17 protein-coding genes are annotated in these 18,991 nt (G+C 30.8%); 1 reads left to right on the forward strand and 16 read right to left on the reverse strand.

Translation table 11 applies throughout. The features are described 5' to 3' along the window. Nucleotides 1-124 precede the first annotated feature (124 nt). The 16 genes from CLLI_RS13505 to hflX form a co-directional block, all read right to left on the reverse strand. Nucleotides 125-490 carry a TIGR04086 family membrane protein gene (locus CLLI_RS13505; RefSeq protein WP_106064725.1) on the reverse strand — a complete coding sequence of 122 codons (366 nt, stop codon included), beginning with the start codon at nt 488-490 and terminating at the stop codon, nt 125-127. 91 nt (nt 491-581) lie between these two features. Next, entirely contained in the window at nt 582-1,055 is a 474-nt protein-coding gene (gene yajC / locus CLLI_RS14930; protein ID WP_423236803.1) for a preprotein translocase subunit YajC, read from the reverse strand. Between the two features lie 123 nt (nt 1,056-1,178). Beyond that, nucleotides 1,179-2,309, reverse strand: a complete 1,131-nt coding sequence (tgt, locus tag CLLI_RS13515) for a tRNA guanosine(34) transglycosylase Tgt (protein ID WP_106064726.1) — start codon at nt 2,307-2,309, stop codon at nt 1,179-1,181. Nucleotides 2,310-2,351: 42 nt separating this feature from the next. After that, a complete protein-coding gene (gene queA / locus CLLI_RS13520) occupies nt 2,352-3,377 on the reverse strand; it encodes a tRNA preQ1(34) S-adenosylmethionine ribosyltransferase-isomerase QueA (protein WP_106064727.1) in 1,026 nt (341 codons plus the stop codon). Between the two features lie 37 nt (nt 3,378-3,414). After that, nucleotides 3,415-4,455 carry a Holliday junction branch migration DNA helicase RuvB gene (gene ruvB / locus CLLI_RS13525; protein WP_106064728.1) on the reverse strand — a complete coding sequence of 347 codons (1,041 nt, stop codon included), beginning with the start codon at nt 4,453-4,455 and terminating at the stop codon, nt 3,415-3,417. Nucleotides 4,456-4,459: 4 nt separating this feature from the next. Then, a complete protein-coding gene (ruvA, locus tag CLLI_RS13530) occupies nt 4,460-5,065 on the reverse strand; it encodes a Holliday junction branch migration protein RuvA (protein ID WP_106064729.1) in 606 nt (201 codons plus the stop codon). A gap of 88 nt (nt 5,066-5,153) precedes the next feature. Further along, nucleotides 5,154-5,771, reverse strand: coding sequence for a hypothetical protein (locus tag CLLI_RS13535; protein ID WP_106064730.1), 618 nt, complete (start codon nt 5,769-5,771; stop codon nt 5,154-5,156). Between the two features lie 295 nt (nt 5,772-6,066). Next, nucleotides 6,067-6,807, reverse strand: coding sequence for a YebC/PmpR family DNA-binding transcriptional regulator (locus CLLI_RS13540; RefSeq protein ID WP_106064731.1), 741 nt, complete (start codon nt 6,805-6,807; stop codon nt 6,067-6,069). Between the two features lie 147 nt (nt 6,808-6,954). Next, entirely contained in the window at nt 6,955-7,605 is a 651-nt protein-coding gene (locus tag CLLI_RS13545; protein WP_106064843.1) for a YigZ family protein, read from the reverse strand. A gap of 4 nt (nt 7,606-7,609) precedes the next feature. Then, nucleotides 7,610-8,281, reverse strand: a complete 672-nt coding sequence (locus CLLI_RS13550; RefSeq protein ID WP_106064732.1) for a HEAT repeat domain-containing protein — start codon at nt 8,279-8,281, stop codon at nt 7,610-7,612. Nucleotides 8,282-8,298: 17 nt separating this feature from the next. Beyond that, complete coding sequence (gene pdxR, locus CLLI_RS13555) at nt 8,299-9,702, reverse strand: MocR-like pyridoxine biosynthesis transcription factor PdxR (protein ID WP_106064733.1); 1,404 nt, start codon at nt 9,700-9,702, stop codon at nt 8,299-8,301. A gap of 91 nt (nt 9,703-9,793) precedes the next feature. Beyond that, on the reverse strand, nt 9,794-10,690 hold the full coding sequence (locus CLLI_RS13560) for a nucleotidyltransferase domain-containing protein (RefSeq protein WP_106064734.1): 897 nt from the start codon (nt 10,688-10,690) through the stop codon (nt 9,794-9,796). A 266-nt stretch (nt 10,691-10,956) separates the two neighbouring features. Continuing rightward, nucleotides 10,957-14,394, reverse strand: a complete 3,438-nt coding sequence (locus CLLI_RS13565; RefSeq protein WP_170063743.1) for a pyruvate carboxylase — start codon at nt 14,392-14,394, stop codon at nt 10,957-10,959. 334 nt (nt 14,395-14,728) lie between these two features. Continuing rightward, nucleotides 14,729-14,890 (reverse strand): rubredoxin, encoded by a 162-nt coding sequence (gene rd, locus CLLI_RS13570; RefSeq protein ID WP_106064735.1) that lies wholly within the window; start codon nt 14,888-14,890, stop codon nt 14,729-14,731. A gap of 83 nt (nt 14,891-14,973) precedes the next feature. Continuing rightward, nucleotides 14,974-16,266 carry an amidohydrolase gene (locus CLLI_RS13575; protein WP_106064736.1) on the reverse strand — a complete coding sequence of 431 codons (1,293 nt, stop codon included), beginning with the start codon at nt 16,264-16,266 and terminating at the stop codon, nt 14,974-14,976. Between the two features lie 265 nt (nt 16,267-16,531). Then, nucleotides 16,532-18,316: a GTPase HflX gene (gene hflX, locus CLLI_RS13580; protein WP_106064737.1), complete on the reverse strand. Its 1,785-nt coding sequence runs from the start codon at nt 18,314-18,316 to the stop codon at nt 16,532-16,534. 119 nt (nt 18,317-18,435) lie between these two features. Between hflX and hpt the strand changes: the two genes are divergently transcribed. Next, nucleotides 18,436-18,963 carry a hypoxanthine phosphoribosyltransferase gene (gene hpt, locus CLLI_RS13585; RefSeq protein WP_106064738.1) on the forward strand — a complete coding sequence of 176 codons (528 nt, stop codon included), beginning with the start codon at nt 18,436-18,438 and terminating at the stop codon, nt 18,961-18,963. Nucleotides 18,964-18,991: the final 28 nt, after the last annotated feature.

The raw sequence follows: 18,991 nt of genomic DNA on the forward strand, positions 1-18,991 counted from the left end.
TATAGTAATATCAACTTACATTATAATGGATTTTTTATGTATGTGGGAGATACTTTTTGTATCTCCTTTTAATTTTTTAAGCAGTAATTATTACTACTTTTGCCTACTAAAATTATACTCTAAGTCAAATATTTATACCTAGCATTCCAGATAATGCACCTACAGCTAATGCCAAAGCTATTCTCATCATTCCCCTGTATTCCAAACCAGGTGAATTGCCTGCTATCAAAGACACTATATAAATTATTAACATATATAATGCAGCAACCATCAATCCTGTAAGCCATCCTCTTTTATTGATTTTACGTACTGCATATATGCTTCCGTACATTATACTTAACACTGTAGTAACCAAGTAAAAAATAGCATTAATTTTTTCGCCGATATCTACAAAGCTCATTATAATTGCATATACAATCATAAATATGACGGTAATAACAGTACTTCTTAATACACCGTCTCCTATAGGTAAAAAGTTACTTTTTCCCATATATAAAACACCCCCTATCTATTACTATCTATGTAGAAAAGAGGTGTTTTATGATTAAAGAAAAAAATTTTTAATAATTTATTTCTGTTCTTTAATTTTCTTTAAAATCTACGCCTTTGCTTTCTTCATCAGCTTTTTTAACTTCTTCTTTAACTTCTTTTTTTGTCTCTTCTTTTGTTTCTTCTTTTATCTCTTCTTTATGCTTATTTTCTTTTTTTACTTCCTTTTTATCTTCCTTTTCCTCTACATTAGAAGGATTTAAAATAGAAAGTATTCCGTTTTTATCCAACTTTATTCTTGCCCTACTTGGTCCTGTTTCTAAAATTATAAATGTATCCTGTACATTTATAACCTTTCCTAGTATTCCACCCTTTGTTATAATCTCGTCATTTACTTTTAGAGAATCTAACATACCTTTATATTTTTTCTTTCTTTTTTTCTCCGGTATATATAAAATTATGTAGAAGAATACCAGCATTAAAATAAAAGGTAAAAAGAAGCCTAATCCGCCTCCAGTTGGTTGACTAGCTGCAGCAATAGTTAAAAATTCTCCAATCATTGTCATATAATCACCTCCCCTCATAGTATAAGTTTATAAGTACTTTACTAATGTGTAAAGTAAAACTTTTCAAATTTATATGAAATATTTATTAATTATTAAAATTTTCATAGATTTTAATATTATCCTCTATGCTCTTCCTGCCCATTCTGTTAATTTTTTTTCTTTAAACTCTGGGAAGTAATCTCCATCTATGGCATCTCTAATTTCTCTCATAAGATTATTGTAAAAATATAAATTATGTAAAACACAAAGCCTCATAGCTAACATTTCTTTCGCTTTAAATAAATGTCTAATATATGCTCTAGAATAATATTTGCATGCTGGACATTGGCAACCTTCATCTATAGGTCTTCCATCTAACTCAAATTTAGCATTCATTAAATTTATCTTACCTTCCTTAGTGAATACATGACCATGTCTTCCATTCCTTGCTGGAAGTACGCAATCAAAAAAGTCTACTCCTCTATCCACAGCTTCTAATATATTACTTGGAAGTCCTACTCCCATTAAGTATATTGGCTTATCCTCTGGCAGATATGGAACCACTGCATCTATTATCCTATACATTTCCTCGTGGGTTTCTCCTACAGCAAGCCCTCCTATAGCATATCCATCTAGGTTCATTTTAGCTATGGTTTTAGCGTGCTCTATTCTAATATCATCATAGGTACCACCTTGATTTATACCAAAAAGCATTTGCTTCTTATTTATGGTATCTGGTAATGAATTTAATCTATCCATTTCAATTTTACATCTTTCAAGCCATCTTGTAGTTCTAGCTACAGAATTTTCTACATATTCCCTAGGAGAAGGATTAGAAATACACTCATCAAAAGCCATAGCAATAGTAGATGCTATATTGCTTTGTATTTGCATACTTTCCTCTGGACCCATAAATATTTTTCTTCCATCTATATGAGAGTTAAAGTACACTCCTTCTTCCTTTATCTTTCTTATTTTAGCTAGAGAGAATACCTGAAATCCACCTGAGTCAGTCAAAATAGGTCTATCCCAATTCATAAACTTGTGAAGTCCGCCCATTTGTTTTATCACTTTATCTCCAGGTCTTAAATGAAGGTGATATGTATTTGAAAGCTCTACTTGACAGCCTATTTCCTTTAAATCCATGGAAGAAACTGCTCCTTTAATAGCTCCTAAAGTTCCTACATTCATAAACACAGGAGTTTGTACTGTACCATGAGGTGTAGTAAATTCTCCTCTTCTTGTCTTGCCACATTTTTTAATTAATTTGTACATGTGTGTGTACACTCCTTTATCTATTTTATCTGAAGCTAAGAATCACTTGATAAACATAGCATCTCCAAAGCTAAAAAATCTATATTTTTCTTTTACAGCTATGTTATAAGCATTTATTATTTTATCCCTTCCACATAATGCACTTACCAACATAATTAAAGTTGACTTTGGAAGATGAAAATTAGTAATTAAAGCATCTACGATCTTAAATTTGTATCCTGGATAGATGAATATATCTGTCCATCCTGACTGCTCTCTAACTCTACCAGATTCATCTCCTATGGTTTCAAGAGTTCTAGATGATGTTGTTCCTACTGCTATAACCCTTTTACCAGCTTCCTTTGTTTTATTTATTAATTCTGCAGTTTCCTTTGTCATTCTATAATATTCTGAATGCATATGGTGTTCTAATACATCATCTACTTTTACTGGTCTAAAAGTACCAAGCCCTACATGCAAAGTTAAAAAGGCCAAATTTACTCCTTTATCTTTTATTCTTTGCAAAAGTTCTTCTGTAAAATGGAGTCCAGCTGTAGGCGCTGCTGCTGATCCCTGCTCCTTTGAATAAACAGTCTGATACTGCTCCTTATCCTCTAATTTTTCCTTTATATATGGAGGAAGTGGCATTTGCCCTAGTCTATCTAAAACCTCCTCAAATATTCCATCATATTCAAATTTAACTATTCTACTTCCCTCTTCGCCAAGAGCCATTATTTCTGCTGTTAGCTCACCATTTCCAAATGAAAACTTGGTGCCTATCTTAGCCCTTTTACCAGGCTTTACTAAAGTTTCCCAAGTATCTTTATCTATTCTCTTTAAAAGTAAAAACTCCATTTTGCCATGGGTATCCTGTTTTTCACCTATAAGTCTAGCTGGTATTACTCTAGTATCATTCAATACAAGACAGTCTCCAGGGTTTAGATAGTCTATTATATCTTTAAATATTTTATGTTCTATTTCACCACTTTTCTTGTCTAGAATCATAAGTCTTGCCTCATCCCTTTTTTCTAATGGGCATTGTGCTATTAGTTCTTTTGGTAAATAGTAATCAAAATCTTTTACTTGCATGTTTCCACTCCTTTGTATGATTAAAAAAATAACTAAACTATTGGTTATCAATTTTCATTGAACACTGGTCTATTTGAAACTTATCTTTTTTGCTTCTTTTAAAATGCTTATAAGCTTTATCTGTAGCTATTCTTCCTCTTGGTGTCCTTATTATAAAGCCCTTTTGCAGCAAATAGGGTTCATATACATCCTGTATAGTATCTAATTCCTCTCCTATGAAATAAGAAAGGGTTTCTATTCCAACAGGACCTCCTTCAAAGTTATCTATAATAGCAGTTAAAATCTTATTATCTATGCTGTCGAATCCTTCTCTATCTATTTCTAAAAGCTCCATGGCATCTCTTGCGGTTTGTAAATTTATAATTCCATTTCCTTTAACCTCTGAGTAATCTCTAACCCTTTTTAATATTCTATTAGCTATTCTTGGAGTTCCTCTAGATCTCATAGCTAATTCATAGGCAGCTTCTTCTTCTATATCTATATTTAGTATTCCTGATGATCTCACAATTATTTCTTTTAGTTCATCTTCCTCATAAAATTCCATAGGACAAAGTATTCCAAATCTATCTCTTAGTGGAGATGTTAATAATCCTACTCTAGTGGTAGCCCCTATAAGAGTGAATTTAGGCAAATCCAATCTTATAGATTTTGCAGCAGCACCCTTCCCTATGACTATATCCAAAGCGTAATCTTCCATGGCAGGATAAAGAATTTCCTCCACTGACCTGTTTAATCTATGAATTTCATCTATAAATAATACATCATAATCATTTAAACTTGTTAAAATCGCAGCTAAATCTCCTGCCCTTTCTATAGCAGGTCCTGAAGTAATTTTTAAACTTCCCCCCATTTCTCTTGCAATTATATTGGCCAAAGTTGTTTTTCCAAGTCCTGGAGGGCCATAAAGCAGTACATGATCCAAGGCTTCTCCCCTCATTTTAGCAGCCTTTATAAAGATATCTAATTTTTCCTTTACCTTTTTCTGTCCTATATATTCCTTAAGCCTTTGCGGTCTTAAACTATACTCAATATCGGTATCTTCTTCTACACTTAAAGGGGTAACAAATCTTTCGCCCATCATATTACTCCTTTCCATTCATTAAAAATTTTAAACACTGTTTTATTATTACTTCTAAGGAACTATTTTTGTCCACTGCTTTTAGCGCATTATTGGCTTCTTTTTCTGAGTATCCCAAAGAAGTCAACGCCTCTAATGCTTCCAATGAATTATCCATAATTCCATTATGCTCATCTAATTTTCCCTTTACTTCTCCAGATAAATCATCTTTTTTCAGCTTATCACCAAGCTCAAGTATAATCCTTTGAGCAGTTTTTTTCCCAATACCAGGAGCTCTCATTAAAGATTTTTCATCAGAGGTAAGGATAGCATACTTCAAATTCAATATACTGCTTATAGATAGTAATGATAAAGATGCTTTGGCACCAACTCCATTTATAGTTAACAAAAGATTAAACATGTCTCTTTCTTCTTTAGAATAGAAACCATATAGACCAATAAAATCTTCCCTAACAATTTGCTGTAAATATAGTTTTACTTCTTCATCTATTTTAGGCATATTAGCTAAGGTATTCCCCGATGTATATATTTTATAGCCTAAGCCATTGTTTTCTACAACTATATAGTCCTTATTTATTCCTTTAAAGACGCCTTTTATGTACTCATACATCTGATTCAGCCCCTTATTTATAATAAATTATCACCTATTACTTTACCATTATAAGAAATTTTATTCAACAAAAAAACCTCAAGGATTATTATTCATAATCCTCAAGGCGTGATAATACTTCCTCTCGGCTATTACATTGAAAGTATCTGCTTCCATTAGTTAAAAGATTTATATCTTGCTCTTTTAAGTGATCAATTCTTTTTCCCGTTATGTCAGTTTGCTCATTTTCTATATACATATCTCCATTACTATCTGTTCTATAAATAGCAAGATATTGTCCTTTTATCCCCAACACATATTTATTTGGTAAATATTTATCAAGTTCTTTTACTAGTATAATTTTTGAAGATGATGCCTCTTCTAATTTATAATCTTCTTTTTTGTATCTTTCCTCAAGAGTATTTTTTGTTTTTTCATTAACATTTCTTCCCTTTTCTACTTTTTCTATTACAGTATCACCGCTCTTTTTATACCTTATTTTAAATTCAATAGAGGTATCAGGGTGTATTTTCTCATCTCCGCTTCCTTGTACAGCTATTTTATCAATTTCTTCACCTATGTTATTTACTTGAACTTTGTCATCTCTATTTTCTCTATTATTACTTTTTATTTTTGCCAATGCCATATAGTAACTTAAGCTAAAAATAATAGCAGAAACCATAATAACTAAAATCACATATATTCTTTTTTTATTTTTCATTTCCATAGTATCCCTCCTAACTTGATTATTGTCATTTGCTGAAACTTTTATACATAAAGTTTGAAAAAATTGTGAACAATTTTTTTGGTTTTATTTATAGACAAAAAAGCATATATAGATTTGGCTTAAACAAATCTATATATGCTCACTTAAACTTTCTCTTTATGACCCTTTTTCCTCATTTATTCTTTATTCTCTATTATTTATTATTTGAAATTTAATTCTAAGCTTTTCTGCAGCACAGTGGAAGAAAAGTCTCCTTAACTGTCAATTGTCAATTGTCCTCTGTCAACTGAAAGGACTACTCTTCCCATCCTTCAGGGAACTCAGCGTTATGATAAACGTTTTGAACATCATCATCATCATCAAAGGCATCCAGCATCCTTTGGAATTTAGATGCTGTTGCTTCATCTATTTCTGTATATGTATCTGGTATTGCTTTAACTTCAGCTTCAAGGAATTCTAATCCTTTTTCTTCTAAAGCTTCTCTAACAACTCCAAAATCTTCTGGCGCAGTTGTTACAACATATACTTCATCTTCTGAAGCGAAGTCTTCTGCACCAGCTTCTAAAGCCATCATCATTAATTCATCTTCATCTAATTGGTCTGTTTTCTCTATAACTAATTGTCCTTTCTTTTGGAACATAAAAGATACACAACCAGTTGATCCCATGTTTCCGCCATTTCTAGTAAATACATATCTTACATTTCCTGCACTTCTATTTTTATTATCTGTTAAAACTTCAACTAAAACAGCTATTCCTGATGGTCCGTATCCTTCATAAACTATTTCTTCATAGTTTATTCCTTCCATTTCTCCAGCACCTTTTTTGATAGCTCTCGTTATAGTATCTTGAGGCATGTTATTTGCTTTAGCTTTTGCAATAACATCTCTTAATTTACTATTAGTATCGGGGTTTGACCCACCATTCTTTGCCGCAATAGCTAATTCTTTACCTACCTTAGTAAATATTTTACCTCTTTTTGCATCTACCTTACCTTTTTTTGCTTGTATATTATGCCATTTAGAGTGTCCTGACATTTTATATCTCCTCCTTATGCACATTAATTCTTTTATATACTGAAAAATATCAATATAGAAACCTATATTATATTAATTTTAAAAATGCCTCAACCATTATAACATATATGATAATATAAACTCAAATACAAATAGATATTACTTTGATTATATTTCTTCTTTAAACAGTCTATTTTCTATTTTAAAATAATATCCTTCCTCATACTTTTTAAAACTACATTTTCCTGAGGTAACTTGTACCATTTCATTTTTTATTTTCTCCATTATTTCATCAGTACATAAAACAATAATTTCTACTTTATCTGTATATATGATATCTTCTATATGCCATAAATTTTGGCCGCATAAATACTGCACTTTTCCCAAAAGATCATAATCTATAACAACATGAAGAGCAGCTCCCTGTACTCTTTCTACTATACCAGCTTCCTTTATAGCCTGAGCAGTGCCTCTGCTATATGCTCTTACAAGTCCGCCTTTCCCTAGTAAAACTCCTCCAAAATACCTGGTAACCACTGCTACTGTATTAGTTATTCCATTTTTCTTTATTACATCAAGCACCGGTACCCCTGCAGTCCCCTGAGGCTCACCGTCATCACTATATCTTTGAATGCCCATATTTTCTCCAATAATATAAGCGTACACATTGTGAGTAGCTTCCTTATGCTCGCTTCTTATTTTGTTTATAAAAGCCTTTGCCTCTTCCTCATTGTAAACTCTCTTTACATGACCTATAAATATAGATTTTTTTTCTTCAAATTCGCTGCTTATTTCATCTTTAATAGTTAAATATCCCACAGTATCACCTACCATTGCTGTTTAATTCTATTTCTTCCATATATCTTTCAGCCGCCCTTTTTAAATAATCCTTATCTGAGTTATTAAATATACAACTTATTTTCTCTTTAGCTTTTAAGCTTTTAACTTTGGTTAAAGCTTTAATTGCATATAGTACTACCTGAGGATTATCATCTTCTAAAGCCCTTATCAGCGGCATTTCTAAAGCTATATCTTCCATTTTCCCCATGGCAGATACTGCCATTCTTCTAACATTGACAAATTTATGTACAGAAGCTTTTATTAGAATATCCATACAGGATTTTTCCTTTAACTCACCTATAATCCATATGGCTGTTTCCTTTTCCTTTGGATACATCTCTACATAATTTTTTCTTATATATTCTATTAATTTAATTTTAGTAGATTCTTCTAAAGAGTTTATTATATCTAATTTATCAGATTTACCGGCTCTTGAGACATTTTGTAACAATTCTCCTTCATCCTTGCTTTTTACCAGTAATCCATATTTTATTTTCCCATCAATAATATGCTTTTGTGCAACATCTCTATTTATATTTCTAATTTTACAAATAGCTTCTAAAGATTTGCCTTCCAAAAATAAGAAGTAAGTAATTTCTTCCTGAGTATATTTATTTATTTCATTCCATTGAACTTGAAGCAATCCCTTCCTCAATTTTCCTTCTCCAATCTTTAATCTTTTTCTAGAATATGCTTAATTATATCAATACCCTTTTTTATTTCTTCCTCCCCAACTTGAGAAAATCCCATTCTAAAATAGTTTAAACCTTCTTCAGGATTTTTATAGAATATTATTCCCGGAGTTATTAATACTCCTTCTCTTTTACATCTATAAAACAAATTCATACAATTAACTTTTGTACCTTTTAACTTTATATAAAAGTGCAGTCCTCCACCTGGGGAATAGAATTCAATATATTCTTTTAATTGAAATAAGTATTCTTTCATAAACATATATCTATCTTTATAAACTTTATTTAAAACATTTATATACTCTTTCCACATTCCTTCTTTTATATATAAATCCAAGGCCCTTTGCATTAAACTTGATGTAGCAATATCCGTATTTACCTTTGAATTTTGTATGCTTTCCTTAAATATTTTAGGACATATCATATAACCTAATCTAATACCAGGTAAAAAAATTTTAGAAAAACTTTTTATATATATTACTCTATCGTTATAATCAATACTTTTAAAGCTTACATACTCATTATTATTATATATTAACTCAGATAGATAATCATCTTCTATTATATAAAAATCATATATCTCTGCCATATTTAGTAGTCTTCTCTTTTTTTCAATGCTATAGCTTATGCCTGTAGGATTCTGAAAATAGCTCATTATATATACACATCGTATTTTATTTTTTTTTGCTAACTTTTCTAATTTATTTAGATCCATGCCGTCTTTTTCTAATTCTATTTCATATATATTAGATCTTCTCCATTTAAATACCGTAAGAGCGCCTCCATAGGTAGGCTTTTCTACTACAACATTATCATTTACATTTATTAAAGCCTTTGAAGCTATATCTATCCCCTGCTGTGCCCCGGAAACTATAAGAATATTATCTTTCCCTATTTTATTATCCCAAAAAAATTCATCTATACTTTTCCTCAATCCTTCATAACCTAAAGCTTCCTGATAAGCTAAGGCTTCCATACCGTCCCTATCTAATACCTTGTTTATGACATCCTTAAAAGAGCTTATAGGAAAAACATCACTACAGGCTGCTTCTCCAGAAAAGTCTATATATTTTTTCATCTCTTCACTGCTTATTTTTCTAACAACTTCTCCATATCTCTTTTTTAAGTTTACGGCTATTTCTTTTCTTTTTGCGTAAGTTCCACTTCCTACCTTTTGAATAGCATAGCCTTCACTTTCTAGTTTTTTATATGCACTTACTATAGTAACATTATTCACCTTTAAAAGCTTAGATAAATTTCTAATAGAAGGCAGTTTTTCTCCGTCTTCTATTAAATTATCATCTATTAATTTTTTTATATGTTGAGCTATTTTAATATACTTAGCAATATCAATGTTTTCTAAATCTACAAAATACTTATCCATATCATAACCTCTCAAAAAAGTGCAAAGCACTTCCATAGTTCACAGTTAACAATTATCCTCTGCAAACTATAAAAGTTACTTCCCACAATTTCTATATAAAATAAACATTTTCTTTAAATAGGGTCTTGCCATCACTGGCTTTATAATCTCTGGTTTCTTTTTTAACTATATCTTTTTCACAAAGTTTTTCTAATATTTCCTCTATATCTATATCAAAACTATGGAATAAAGTTGCCTTTTTTATATCTTCTCCACTTAAAAATGCATCTTTTTCCTTCATATAATTCAATAATATGCTTGTAATATTTTTTAAGTCAGCATCTATATTTTCGTCTACAAAGGTTAATAGTTTTTCTATAGCTTTCTTTACATCTTCCTTGCTAAAAAATAATTCATCTACACGTTGCTTAAATTTGTCATTTAAATTCATGGCCATAGTCATGGCATCTTTGCTTATCATATATCCAGAAGAATTTACAAATAACTTTGCATACTCTTCTGCGGTCTTTACAGCTGAAGCATATGCTGTATATATACCATCATTATACAGATATTTTCTACAAACCCCGCTGCTTTTTAATAAACTACCTAAATACACCATATTCCATCTTTCTCTGTCCAAATCAGGATAATATCTGCCACTATCATATCTATTGGTTATATCTTCATCTTTAGAAAAAACTAATCTAGAAGATGCAAATATTCTATGGATGAAACCTCCTCTTAGATCCTCGTCATAAAGCTGCATGAATTTATTTTTACTCATAAGTTTTATATGAACAGGCACACCTTTTTCCTCAGTATATATATTTTTAATATCAGGGATTTTTTCATTTACAATAACAAAAAGATCTATATCAGATTTATCCCACAAATCCCCAGTGATAACACTACCAAATACCATAGCCGCAAGCACTGTATCATTACCCTTAAGTCTTTCTACAAGACCATTGAAAGCTCTTTGATACTGTATAATAGTTTTTTCCAACACTATTCCCCCTTTTAAATAAATTCATAAGTGTTAAATTATATCCTATTATATAATATTACTGGACATAATTACAATACTTCACTTTGACAAATGCATGTTTTCCTTCACTTTTATTAATTAATTTTATACTAGTATTAATTCTATACTTATTTCCCTTTTATATTCAAAGAAAGAATTAAAAGTAATCCACACCTAATGTATAGATTACTTTTAAATGATAATATTAAAATTTGTCTAAAATTAAAATTAGTTCAGGTGAACAATTAGCATTGGGATAATTTAACTATGAGCTGGCTAGTTTTCACCTGTTCCCCTTCCTTCACATAAATCTTTTCTACCTTTCCATTTACAGCAGCCTGTATATTAGTTTCCATCTTCATAGCTTCTATTAAAGCTATACTATCTCCTTCTTTTATTATATCTCCTTCTTTTACAAAAACATTTAATATGGTTCCAGGTATACTTGCACCTATTTCATATTTATTGAATTTATCTGCTATTTCAATAGGATTTTCTTCCAATGATTTAATACTATTAGTTTTATCTATAATTTCTATCTCTCTTCTATTGCCATTTACCTCAAAAACTAAAGTTCTTTTACCTTTGTTTAATTTTCCTATTTGAAGAAGTTTAATAATTAGAGTCTTACCTTCTCCAATTTCTATTTCACTAGTTTCCCCTTCCTTCAATCCATGGAAGAATACATCACTACCCATATGGCTCAAATCACCATACTCTTCAATATATTTTATATAATCTTCCATAACTTCAGGATAAAAAGCATAACTTATTAAATCCTTATTGGATGCTTCTATATTGTATTTTTCTTTAATATGCTTTTTGATTTTATCAAAGTCTTCAGGAGGCAATAACTCACCTGGACGTACATCTATGCTTTTCTCCCCTTTTAACACTAACTTTTGTAACCTCTTAGGGAAACCTCCTTCTGGCTGACCCATCATTCCTTTAAAGAAAGATACTACAGAATCAGGAAAAGCCATATTTTCAGCCTTTTCATATATATTTTCTGGTGTTAAATCATTTTTAACCATAAATATTGCTAAGTCCCCAACCATTTTAGATGAAGGAGTTACTTTAACTATGTCTCCTACCATTTCATTAACCTTTTTGTACATTTCTTTTACTTCGTCAAATCTATGTCCTAAATCAAAACTCTCTATTTGATTTTTTAAATTTGAATATTGGCCTCCAGGTATTTCATATTTATAAATTTCCGTGGAACCAGATTTTAATCCTGATTCAAACTGGGCATATACTGGTCTTACAGCACTCCAATAATCAGATATCTTTTGTAGATTATCTAAATTAAGTCCTGTATCTCTTTCCGTATTCTCTAAAGCGGCCACTACAGAATTTAAAGCTGGCTGACTTGTAAGCCCTGACATACTGCTAAAAGCTGTATCTACTATATCTACACCTGCTTCTGCTGCCATAAGTATTGTAGCTACTCCATTTCCAGTAGTATCATGAGTGTGTAAATGTATAGGAATAGAAATTTCATTTTTTAATGCTCTTATAAGTTTTCCTGCTGCATAAGGCTTTAACAGTGCTGACATATCTTTTATTCCAAGTATATGAGCTCCTGTTTTTTCTATTTCTTTAGCCTTTTTCACATAGTATTCCAAAGAATACTTATCCTTTGAGGTATCTAAAATATCTCCAGTATAGCATATGCATACCTCTACTACTTTGCCAGTATTTAAGCTCTCATCTATAGCTACTTCCATACCCTTTAACCAGTTTAATGAATCAAATATTCTAAACACATCTATTCCTGATTTTGCTGATTCTCTTATAAACCCTCTTATTACATTATCAGGATAATTTTTATATCCTACTCCATTTGCTCCTCTAACTAACATTTGCAGTAATATATTAGGTACTTTCTTTCTTATATTTTCAAGTCTTTCCCAAGGATCTTCTTTTAAAAATCTGTATGCTACATCAAATGTTGCTCCTCCCCACATTTCCATGGAAAATAAATCTTTAGCAAGATTAGCTTCTGCCTTAGCAATTTTTATCATATCTTTGCTTCTAAGCCTTGTAGCCATTAAAGATTGATTAGCATCTCTCATAGTGCTATCAGTTATTAATAACTTTTTTTGCTCATTTATCCATTTTACTAATCCTTCTGCCCCTTTTTCATCTAAAATTTGCTTTGTACCTCTTAAATCTTCAACCTTCTGAATTTTAGGTACTACAGGTACATCAAAGCTAGGTTTATTCCCTTTAGTTTCATTTACTACCTTTTCTCCTATATATTTTAATACTCTTAATTCCTCATCTTCTTTAGGTGATATATCAAAAAGCTCTGGATTGTCATTTATGAAATTTGTAGTACATTTTCCTTTTAAGAAGGTTGGGTGGTTAAGTACATTTATTAAAAAGTCCACATTGGTTTTAACTCCTGATACAGTTAATTCTCTAATGGAACGAATTGCTTTTCTTGAAGCATCTTTAAAGCTTCTTGACCAAGCAGTTGTTTTTACTAAAAGACTATCATAGTAGGGACTTATTACAGCTCCAGTAAAACCATTCCCTCCATCAAGTCTTATGCCAAAGCCAGAACCACTTCTATATATATCTATTCTTCCAGTGTCTGGTGCAAAATTGTTCATAGGATCTTCAGTGGTAATCCTACACTGTATTGCATATCCATTAGGTACTATATCCTGTTGAGAAGTTATATTTATTTCAGGAGAATTTAGAGCATATCCTTGAGCAATTAAAATTTGACTTTGTACAATATCTATTCCTGTAATCATTTCTGTTATGGTGTGTTCTACCTGTACCCTAGGATTCATCTCTATAAAGTAATGATTGCCGTATTTGTCTACTAGAAATTCTACAGTTCCTGCATTAGCATAACCTACAGACTTTGCAATTTTTAAAGCATCATTACAAATCTCTTCTCTCTTTTCCTTGGAAATTGAAAATGCCGGTGCAAACTCTATAACCTTTTGATGTCTTCTTTGAATAGAACAATCTCTTTCATGTAAGTGTACAATATTGCCATATTTATCACCAAGTATTTGAACTTCTATATGCTTTGGTCCCTCTAAATACTTTTCAATAAATAAACTGTCTATTCCAAAAGCTTTTCTTGCTTCTTCCTTAGCATTCCTAAAAGCAGGAATCAGTTCATTTTCACTTTTTACAATTCTCATTCCTCTTCCACCGCCGCCAGCTGATGCCTTCACCATCACTGGATAGCCACAAACTTTTGCAATTTCCAATGCCTCTTCTTCAGAAGTAATAGCTCTTTCTACGCCGGGTATTGTTGGAACTCCAGCTTTCTTTGCCACTATTTTAGACTGTATCTTATCTCCTAACTTCTCCATCATTTCTGGAGTTGGTCCTATAAATTCTATGCCTGCTTCCCTACACTTTCTAGCAAACTCAGGATTTTCTGATAAGAATCCATATCCGGGATGTATAGCATCCACTCCCTTTTTAAGCGCTAGATGAACTATTTCATCAATATTTAAATAAGCCTCTACAGGTCCTTTATTTTTACCAATTAAATAAGCTTCATCTGCTTTAGTCCTAAATAATGAGCATTTATCCTCATTTGAATAAATAGCAACGGTTCTTATGCCTAGCTCATGACAAGCTCTAAAAATTCTTATAGCAATTTCTCCTCTATTAGCAACTAATACTCTTTTAAATCTTTTTATCAATTTTTAAGCCCCCTTATAGCTGAATTCAAATACTACGAATGTATAAATATTTAATACAATGAATATAATTATATATAAATATTTTATAAATCAATTATATATGAAAGTTATATTTTTTTCAATTTCATTTTTAATTAAAATAGTACTTTATTTATATCATATTATCATGTTAAATCCAGATTAAATCTATAATCTTAAAATTGTATGGATTTTAATACATACAAAATATTGCAATAAGGTTATGGTATATGTTTCATGTTAAGATATAATAATATTATATAAAAATCAATAATAATAGAAAAGTGATTAGCCAAATTGACTAATCACTTTTCTATTATTTTGCTTTTTCAAATTTATCTTTGCTTACACCACAAATAGGACAAACCCAATTATCCGGTATCTGCTCAAAAGGTGTTCCTGGTTTTACTCCATTGTCTGGATCTCCCTGAGCAGGGTCATATATATATCCACATGCACTACAAACGTATTTATCCATATAAAATTCCTCCCAAAATAATTTATAATATTTTATTAACAGTGCTATCTTATTTTATAAAATTAATTCGATGTTTATCCATATCACATAAGGTTTTTACATAATGCTTTAAAATCATATATTATTTTTTCCTTATCTATATTTAAGAATTCACCTTTCCTCATTACTATATTTCCGTCTACAATTACATATTCAACCTCACTGCCATTAGCCGAAAAAGCTATATTAGAATATACATTGTAATTTGGAACTAAATTAGGTTTGTTTAAATTAATCATTATTAAATCTGCTAAATAGCCTTCTTTAATTTTGCCTAATTTGTCAAAACCTAATGCTTTTGCACCATTAAGTGTAGCCATTTTAATTATTTCTTTGCCATCCAGTTTAGTCGGATCCCTGCACCAAAGTTTTTGAAGTAAAGCTCCTGTCTCCATTTCCTCCATCATATTTAAATTATTATTACTAGAAGCTCCATCAGTACCTATACACACATTTATTCCTTCATTTAGCATTTCTACTATTCTTGGAATTCCGCTAGCCAACTTCATATTACTTTGAGGATTATAGACTACATTTACTTTGTTATTTTTAATTATTTTTATATCCTCATCTGTTAAATGAACACAGTGGGCACCTACTACTCTATTTTCAAATATACCACTTTCTAAAAGAACTTGGCAAGAAGTACTGTTATATTGTTCCTTTAATATATTCACTTCATCTTCTGTTTCTGCAATGTGTATGTGTATACCGCTATCTATTTTTTTCCCTTCTTCCCCTATTACTTTTAATGCCTCTTTTGATAGTGTATAGGGAGAATGAGGGGCTAACATACTTGATACCATTGTATTTTTGCAACTTTCAGTTTTTTTATGAAGTTCCAATGCTTCTTTTAGCTGATGTTCCCAATCTTCTCCTATTATTGGTATTCCTAAAACAGCTCTAATATTAAATTCTTTAGCTACTTCCATAACTTCTTCCTGATAAAAATACATATCATTAAAACAGGTAGTCCCTGTACTAAGCATCTCCAAACAGGCAAGTTCCGTGCCCAGTTTTATGTGCTTTGCTGTAAATTTACTTTCCATTGGCCATATCTTTTCTTTTAACCATCTCATAAGAGGTAATCCTTCTCCATATCCTCTTAACATAGTCATAGCTGCATGAGTATGAGCATTTATTAAGCCAGGCATAACACAATAATCCTTACCATTTATTACTTCTAAGTTCTTATATTCCCCTATATTTTCTCCTATATATTCTCCATAAGAAACTTGTTTTATTAAGTTATCCTTAATTAATATATATCCCCTATCTATAACATCCCTGCCTTCATCCATAGTAATTATCATAGCATCCTTAATTAAAATATCCATATAACACACCCCCACTGTATTCAGTTGACAGAGGACAATTGACAGTTGACAGTTATGGATGTTTTTATTCAGTTAACACTGCATAAAAACTTAAATTATAAATAATGAAGAATAAATAATAGATATGGATAATCTTTCTCCATTGTCACTACGAAAAATTTAAAATTAAATTTTAGCTTACCTTTTAGGTAAGGTTTCCTTATTTATTATTTATCATTTTTTATTTATTCTCTGTACTCTGTACTCTGTCATCTGTACTCTAAATCTATTCGCCAATCATATACCTTTTACACACATTATACACCTGTTTATCTACCTCTGCATGAATATAAATTCCCTGTTCTCTATATTCTTCCACATTAACATTGGCATTTCTATGCAAATAAGCTGCAATAGCACTATCTGCATATGGAATTAGATATTCTTCCTTTTTTAATTTATAAGGTAATCTATTAATTATTTCTTCTATAAGTTTTTCTAAATTAATACCTTGTTTGGCTGATATTTCTATATACTGCATTCCCTTGAAATTATCTTTTATGTTTAATAATTCTTCATCACTAACCTTATCTATTTTATTTAAAACAAGTATAGTTGGCTTATCTATAGCTTTTAATTCCCTTAACACCTCATTTACTGCCTCTGTCTGCTCTTTATAATTGTCTGAGGATACATCTACTACATGCAGCAGTAAATCAGAGTAAATCACCTCTTCTAATGTGGATTTAAAGGCCTCTACTAAATCATGAGGAAGCTTTTTTATAAATCCTACTGTATCCGTTAAGGTTATGGTTCTATTATCAGGAAGTACTATGGCTCTAGTGGTTGTATCTAAAGTAGCAAAAAGCATATCTGCCTCAAATACATTTCCCTTTAATGCATCTTCCTTTGGGGAATACATATTATACAGTACATTTCTTAAGGTGGATTTTCCTGCATTAGTATATCCAACTAAAGATACCTTAGGTATTTCATTTCTATTATCTCTTTGAGTTTCTCTTATCTTTTTTATTTTTTCTAATTCCTTAACTAAATCATATATTCTTTCCCTTATATGTCTTCTATCTGTCTCTAATTTCTTTTCTCCTGGCCCTCTAGTTCCAATACCACCACCGGTTCTAGAAAGAACTGTACCTAGACCTGATAGCCTTGGTAATCTATATTTTAGCTGAGCAAGCTCTACTTGAATTTTCCCTTCCTTACTTTTTGCTCTTTTTGCAAATATCTCTAAAATTAGAGTTGTTCTATCGATTACTTTTACTCCAATAAAATCTTCAAGATTTCTAACTTGAGAAGCAGTTAATTCATCATCAAAAATAATCACATTTGCCTTTTTTGCCTGTGTCAGTAATGCAATTTCTTCTACTTTTCCCCTCCCTACATAGAAGGCAGAGTCAATTTTATTTCTTTTTTGTAAAACCTGCTCTACAGCAGTTACATTGCATGCCTTAGCTAACTCTTTTAACTCATCTAGACTTTCTTCGCTTTCAACACCAACTAAGATAGCCCTTTCACTATTATCCTCTACAACTTCATTTGATTTTATGGTTTCTTCAATATATTTTATTCTACCCATTAAGTCATAACTAATAGCATTCTCAATAGTTAACTTTCCAGTAGTTTCAGCTACTAAAATATCCTTTTCTACATTGCAAAAACCTAGAGTTGTATCTATAGGTCCAGCTTCGTCAACACCTATGGCTGCTATACAATCCAACTTTAATCTTGTAAGAGCAGATAAGTCTAAAGCAGATAATCTAGAGTTTCCATTTGGATGAGTATGAATTACTCTTACCCCTGATAATCTTTTTTCTTTTATATCAATTATAGGTACCTCTACAGTAGTGCTATCTCCTATAGATACATCTATTACATTTCCTTTCCTATCTATAGCCACACTAACTTCTCTTTCTATTTCAGAAGTGACTTCTGAAATTATATCCACTATTTCTAAATTAAAAACTTCATCTTTTGGTACTTTCACATTGTATATTTTATTCAATCTATCTAGTATAACATCTCTAATTCCTTCCGTATTTCCGTTTATCATAAAATCCACTCCTTGCAATTTGACAAATAATTGTATAAACCTTGACAACTTTCATATAATTTTATACTATAAAAACAACATTGTAAATATATATAATTGTTATAGAATGGAGGTCTATAATGGAACAAAGGAAAGAAAACATTTTAATACCCGAAGAACAAATTAGTACAAGAATTGCAGAACTAGGTAAAGTAATAACAAAGGATTATAATGATAAAAATCTATATGTATTATCTTTGCTAAGAGGTAGTTTTATATTTACCGCTGATTTAATAAGGAATATAACTACACCTACTAGAATTGGTTTTATGACAACCTCAAGCTATGGTCATGATGAGGTATCTACAGGTAAAGTAAAAGTAGTAAATGATATTCCTGATGATATAAAAGGTTTAGATGTTCTAATAGTGGATGACATAATTGACACAGGCTTAACTATGGATTTTGTAATTAATCACGTAAAAGAATTAGGTGCTGCTTCTGTTAAATGCTGTGTACTTTTGGATAAACCTGAAAGGAGAAAAGTAAATATTAAACCTAACTACTGTTGTTTCGAAATCCCTGATGTATTCGTAGTAGGCTACGGCTTAAATTATGGAGATTTTTATAGAAACATTCCTTATATATTCAATTGGGAGGAAAATTAATGATATTAAAAAATTGACAATTAACAGT

It is taken from the genome of Clostridium liquoris (assembly GCF_002995785.1).
GTDB classification, from domain to species: Bacteria; Bacillota; Clostridia; order Clostridiales; family Clostridiaceae; genus Clostridium_AO; species Clostridium_AO liquoris.

Excerpts from the sequence above, each read along its gene's own strand:
- CLLI_RS13505 (WP_106064725.1), bottom strand. The coding sequence starts at position 490 with ATGGGAAAAAGTAACTTTTTACCTATAGGAGACGGTGTATTAAGAAGT.
- yajC (WP_423236803.1), bottom strand. The coding sequence starts at position 1,055 with ATGACAATGATTGGAGAATTTTTAACTATTGCTGCAGCTAGTCAACCA.
- tgt (WP_106064726.1), bottom strand. The coding sequence starts at position 2,309 with ATGTACAAATTAATTAAAAAATGTGGCAAGACAAGAAGAGGAGAATTT.
- queA (WP_106064727.1), bottom strand. The coding sequence starts at position 3,377 with ATGCAAGTAAAAGATTTTGATTACTATTTACCAAAAGAACTAATAGCA.
- ruvB (WP_106064728.1), bottom strand. The coding sequence starts at position 4,455 with ATGGGCGAAAGATTTGTTACCCCTTTAAGTGTAGAAGAAGATACCGAT.
- ruvA (WP_106064729.1), bottom strand. The coding sequence starts at position 5,065 with ATGTATGAGTACATAAAAGGCGTCTTTAAAGGAATAAATAAGGACTAT.
- CLLI_RS13535 (WP_106064730.1), bottom strand. The coding sequence starts at position 5,771 with ATGGAAATGAAAAATAAAAAAAGAATATATGTGATTTTAGTTATTATG.
- CLLI_RS13540 (WP_106064731.1), bottom strand. The coding sequence starts at position 6,807 with ATGTCAGGACACTCTAAATGGCATAATATACAAGCAAAAAAAGGTAAG.
- pdxR (WP_106064733.1), bottom strand. The coding sequence starts at position 9,702 with ATGGATAAGTATTTTGTAGATTTAGAAAACATTGATATTGCTAAGTAT.
- rd (WP_106064735.1), bottom strand. The coding sequence starts at position 14,890 with ATGGATAAATACGTTTGTAGTGCATGTGGATATATATATGACCCTGCT.
- CLLI_RS13575 (WP_106064736.1), bottom strand. The coding sequence starts at position 16,266 with ATGGATATTTTAATTAAGGATGCTATGATAATTACTATGGATGAAGGC.
- hflX (WP_106064737.1), bottom strand. The coding sequence starts at position 18,316 with ATGATAAACGGAAATACGGAAGGAATTAGAGATGTTATACTAGATAGA.
- hpt (WP_106064738.1), top strand. The coding sequence starts at position 18,436 with ATGGAACAAAGGAAAGAAAACATTTTAATACCCGAAGAACAAATTAGT.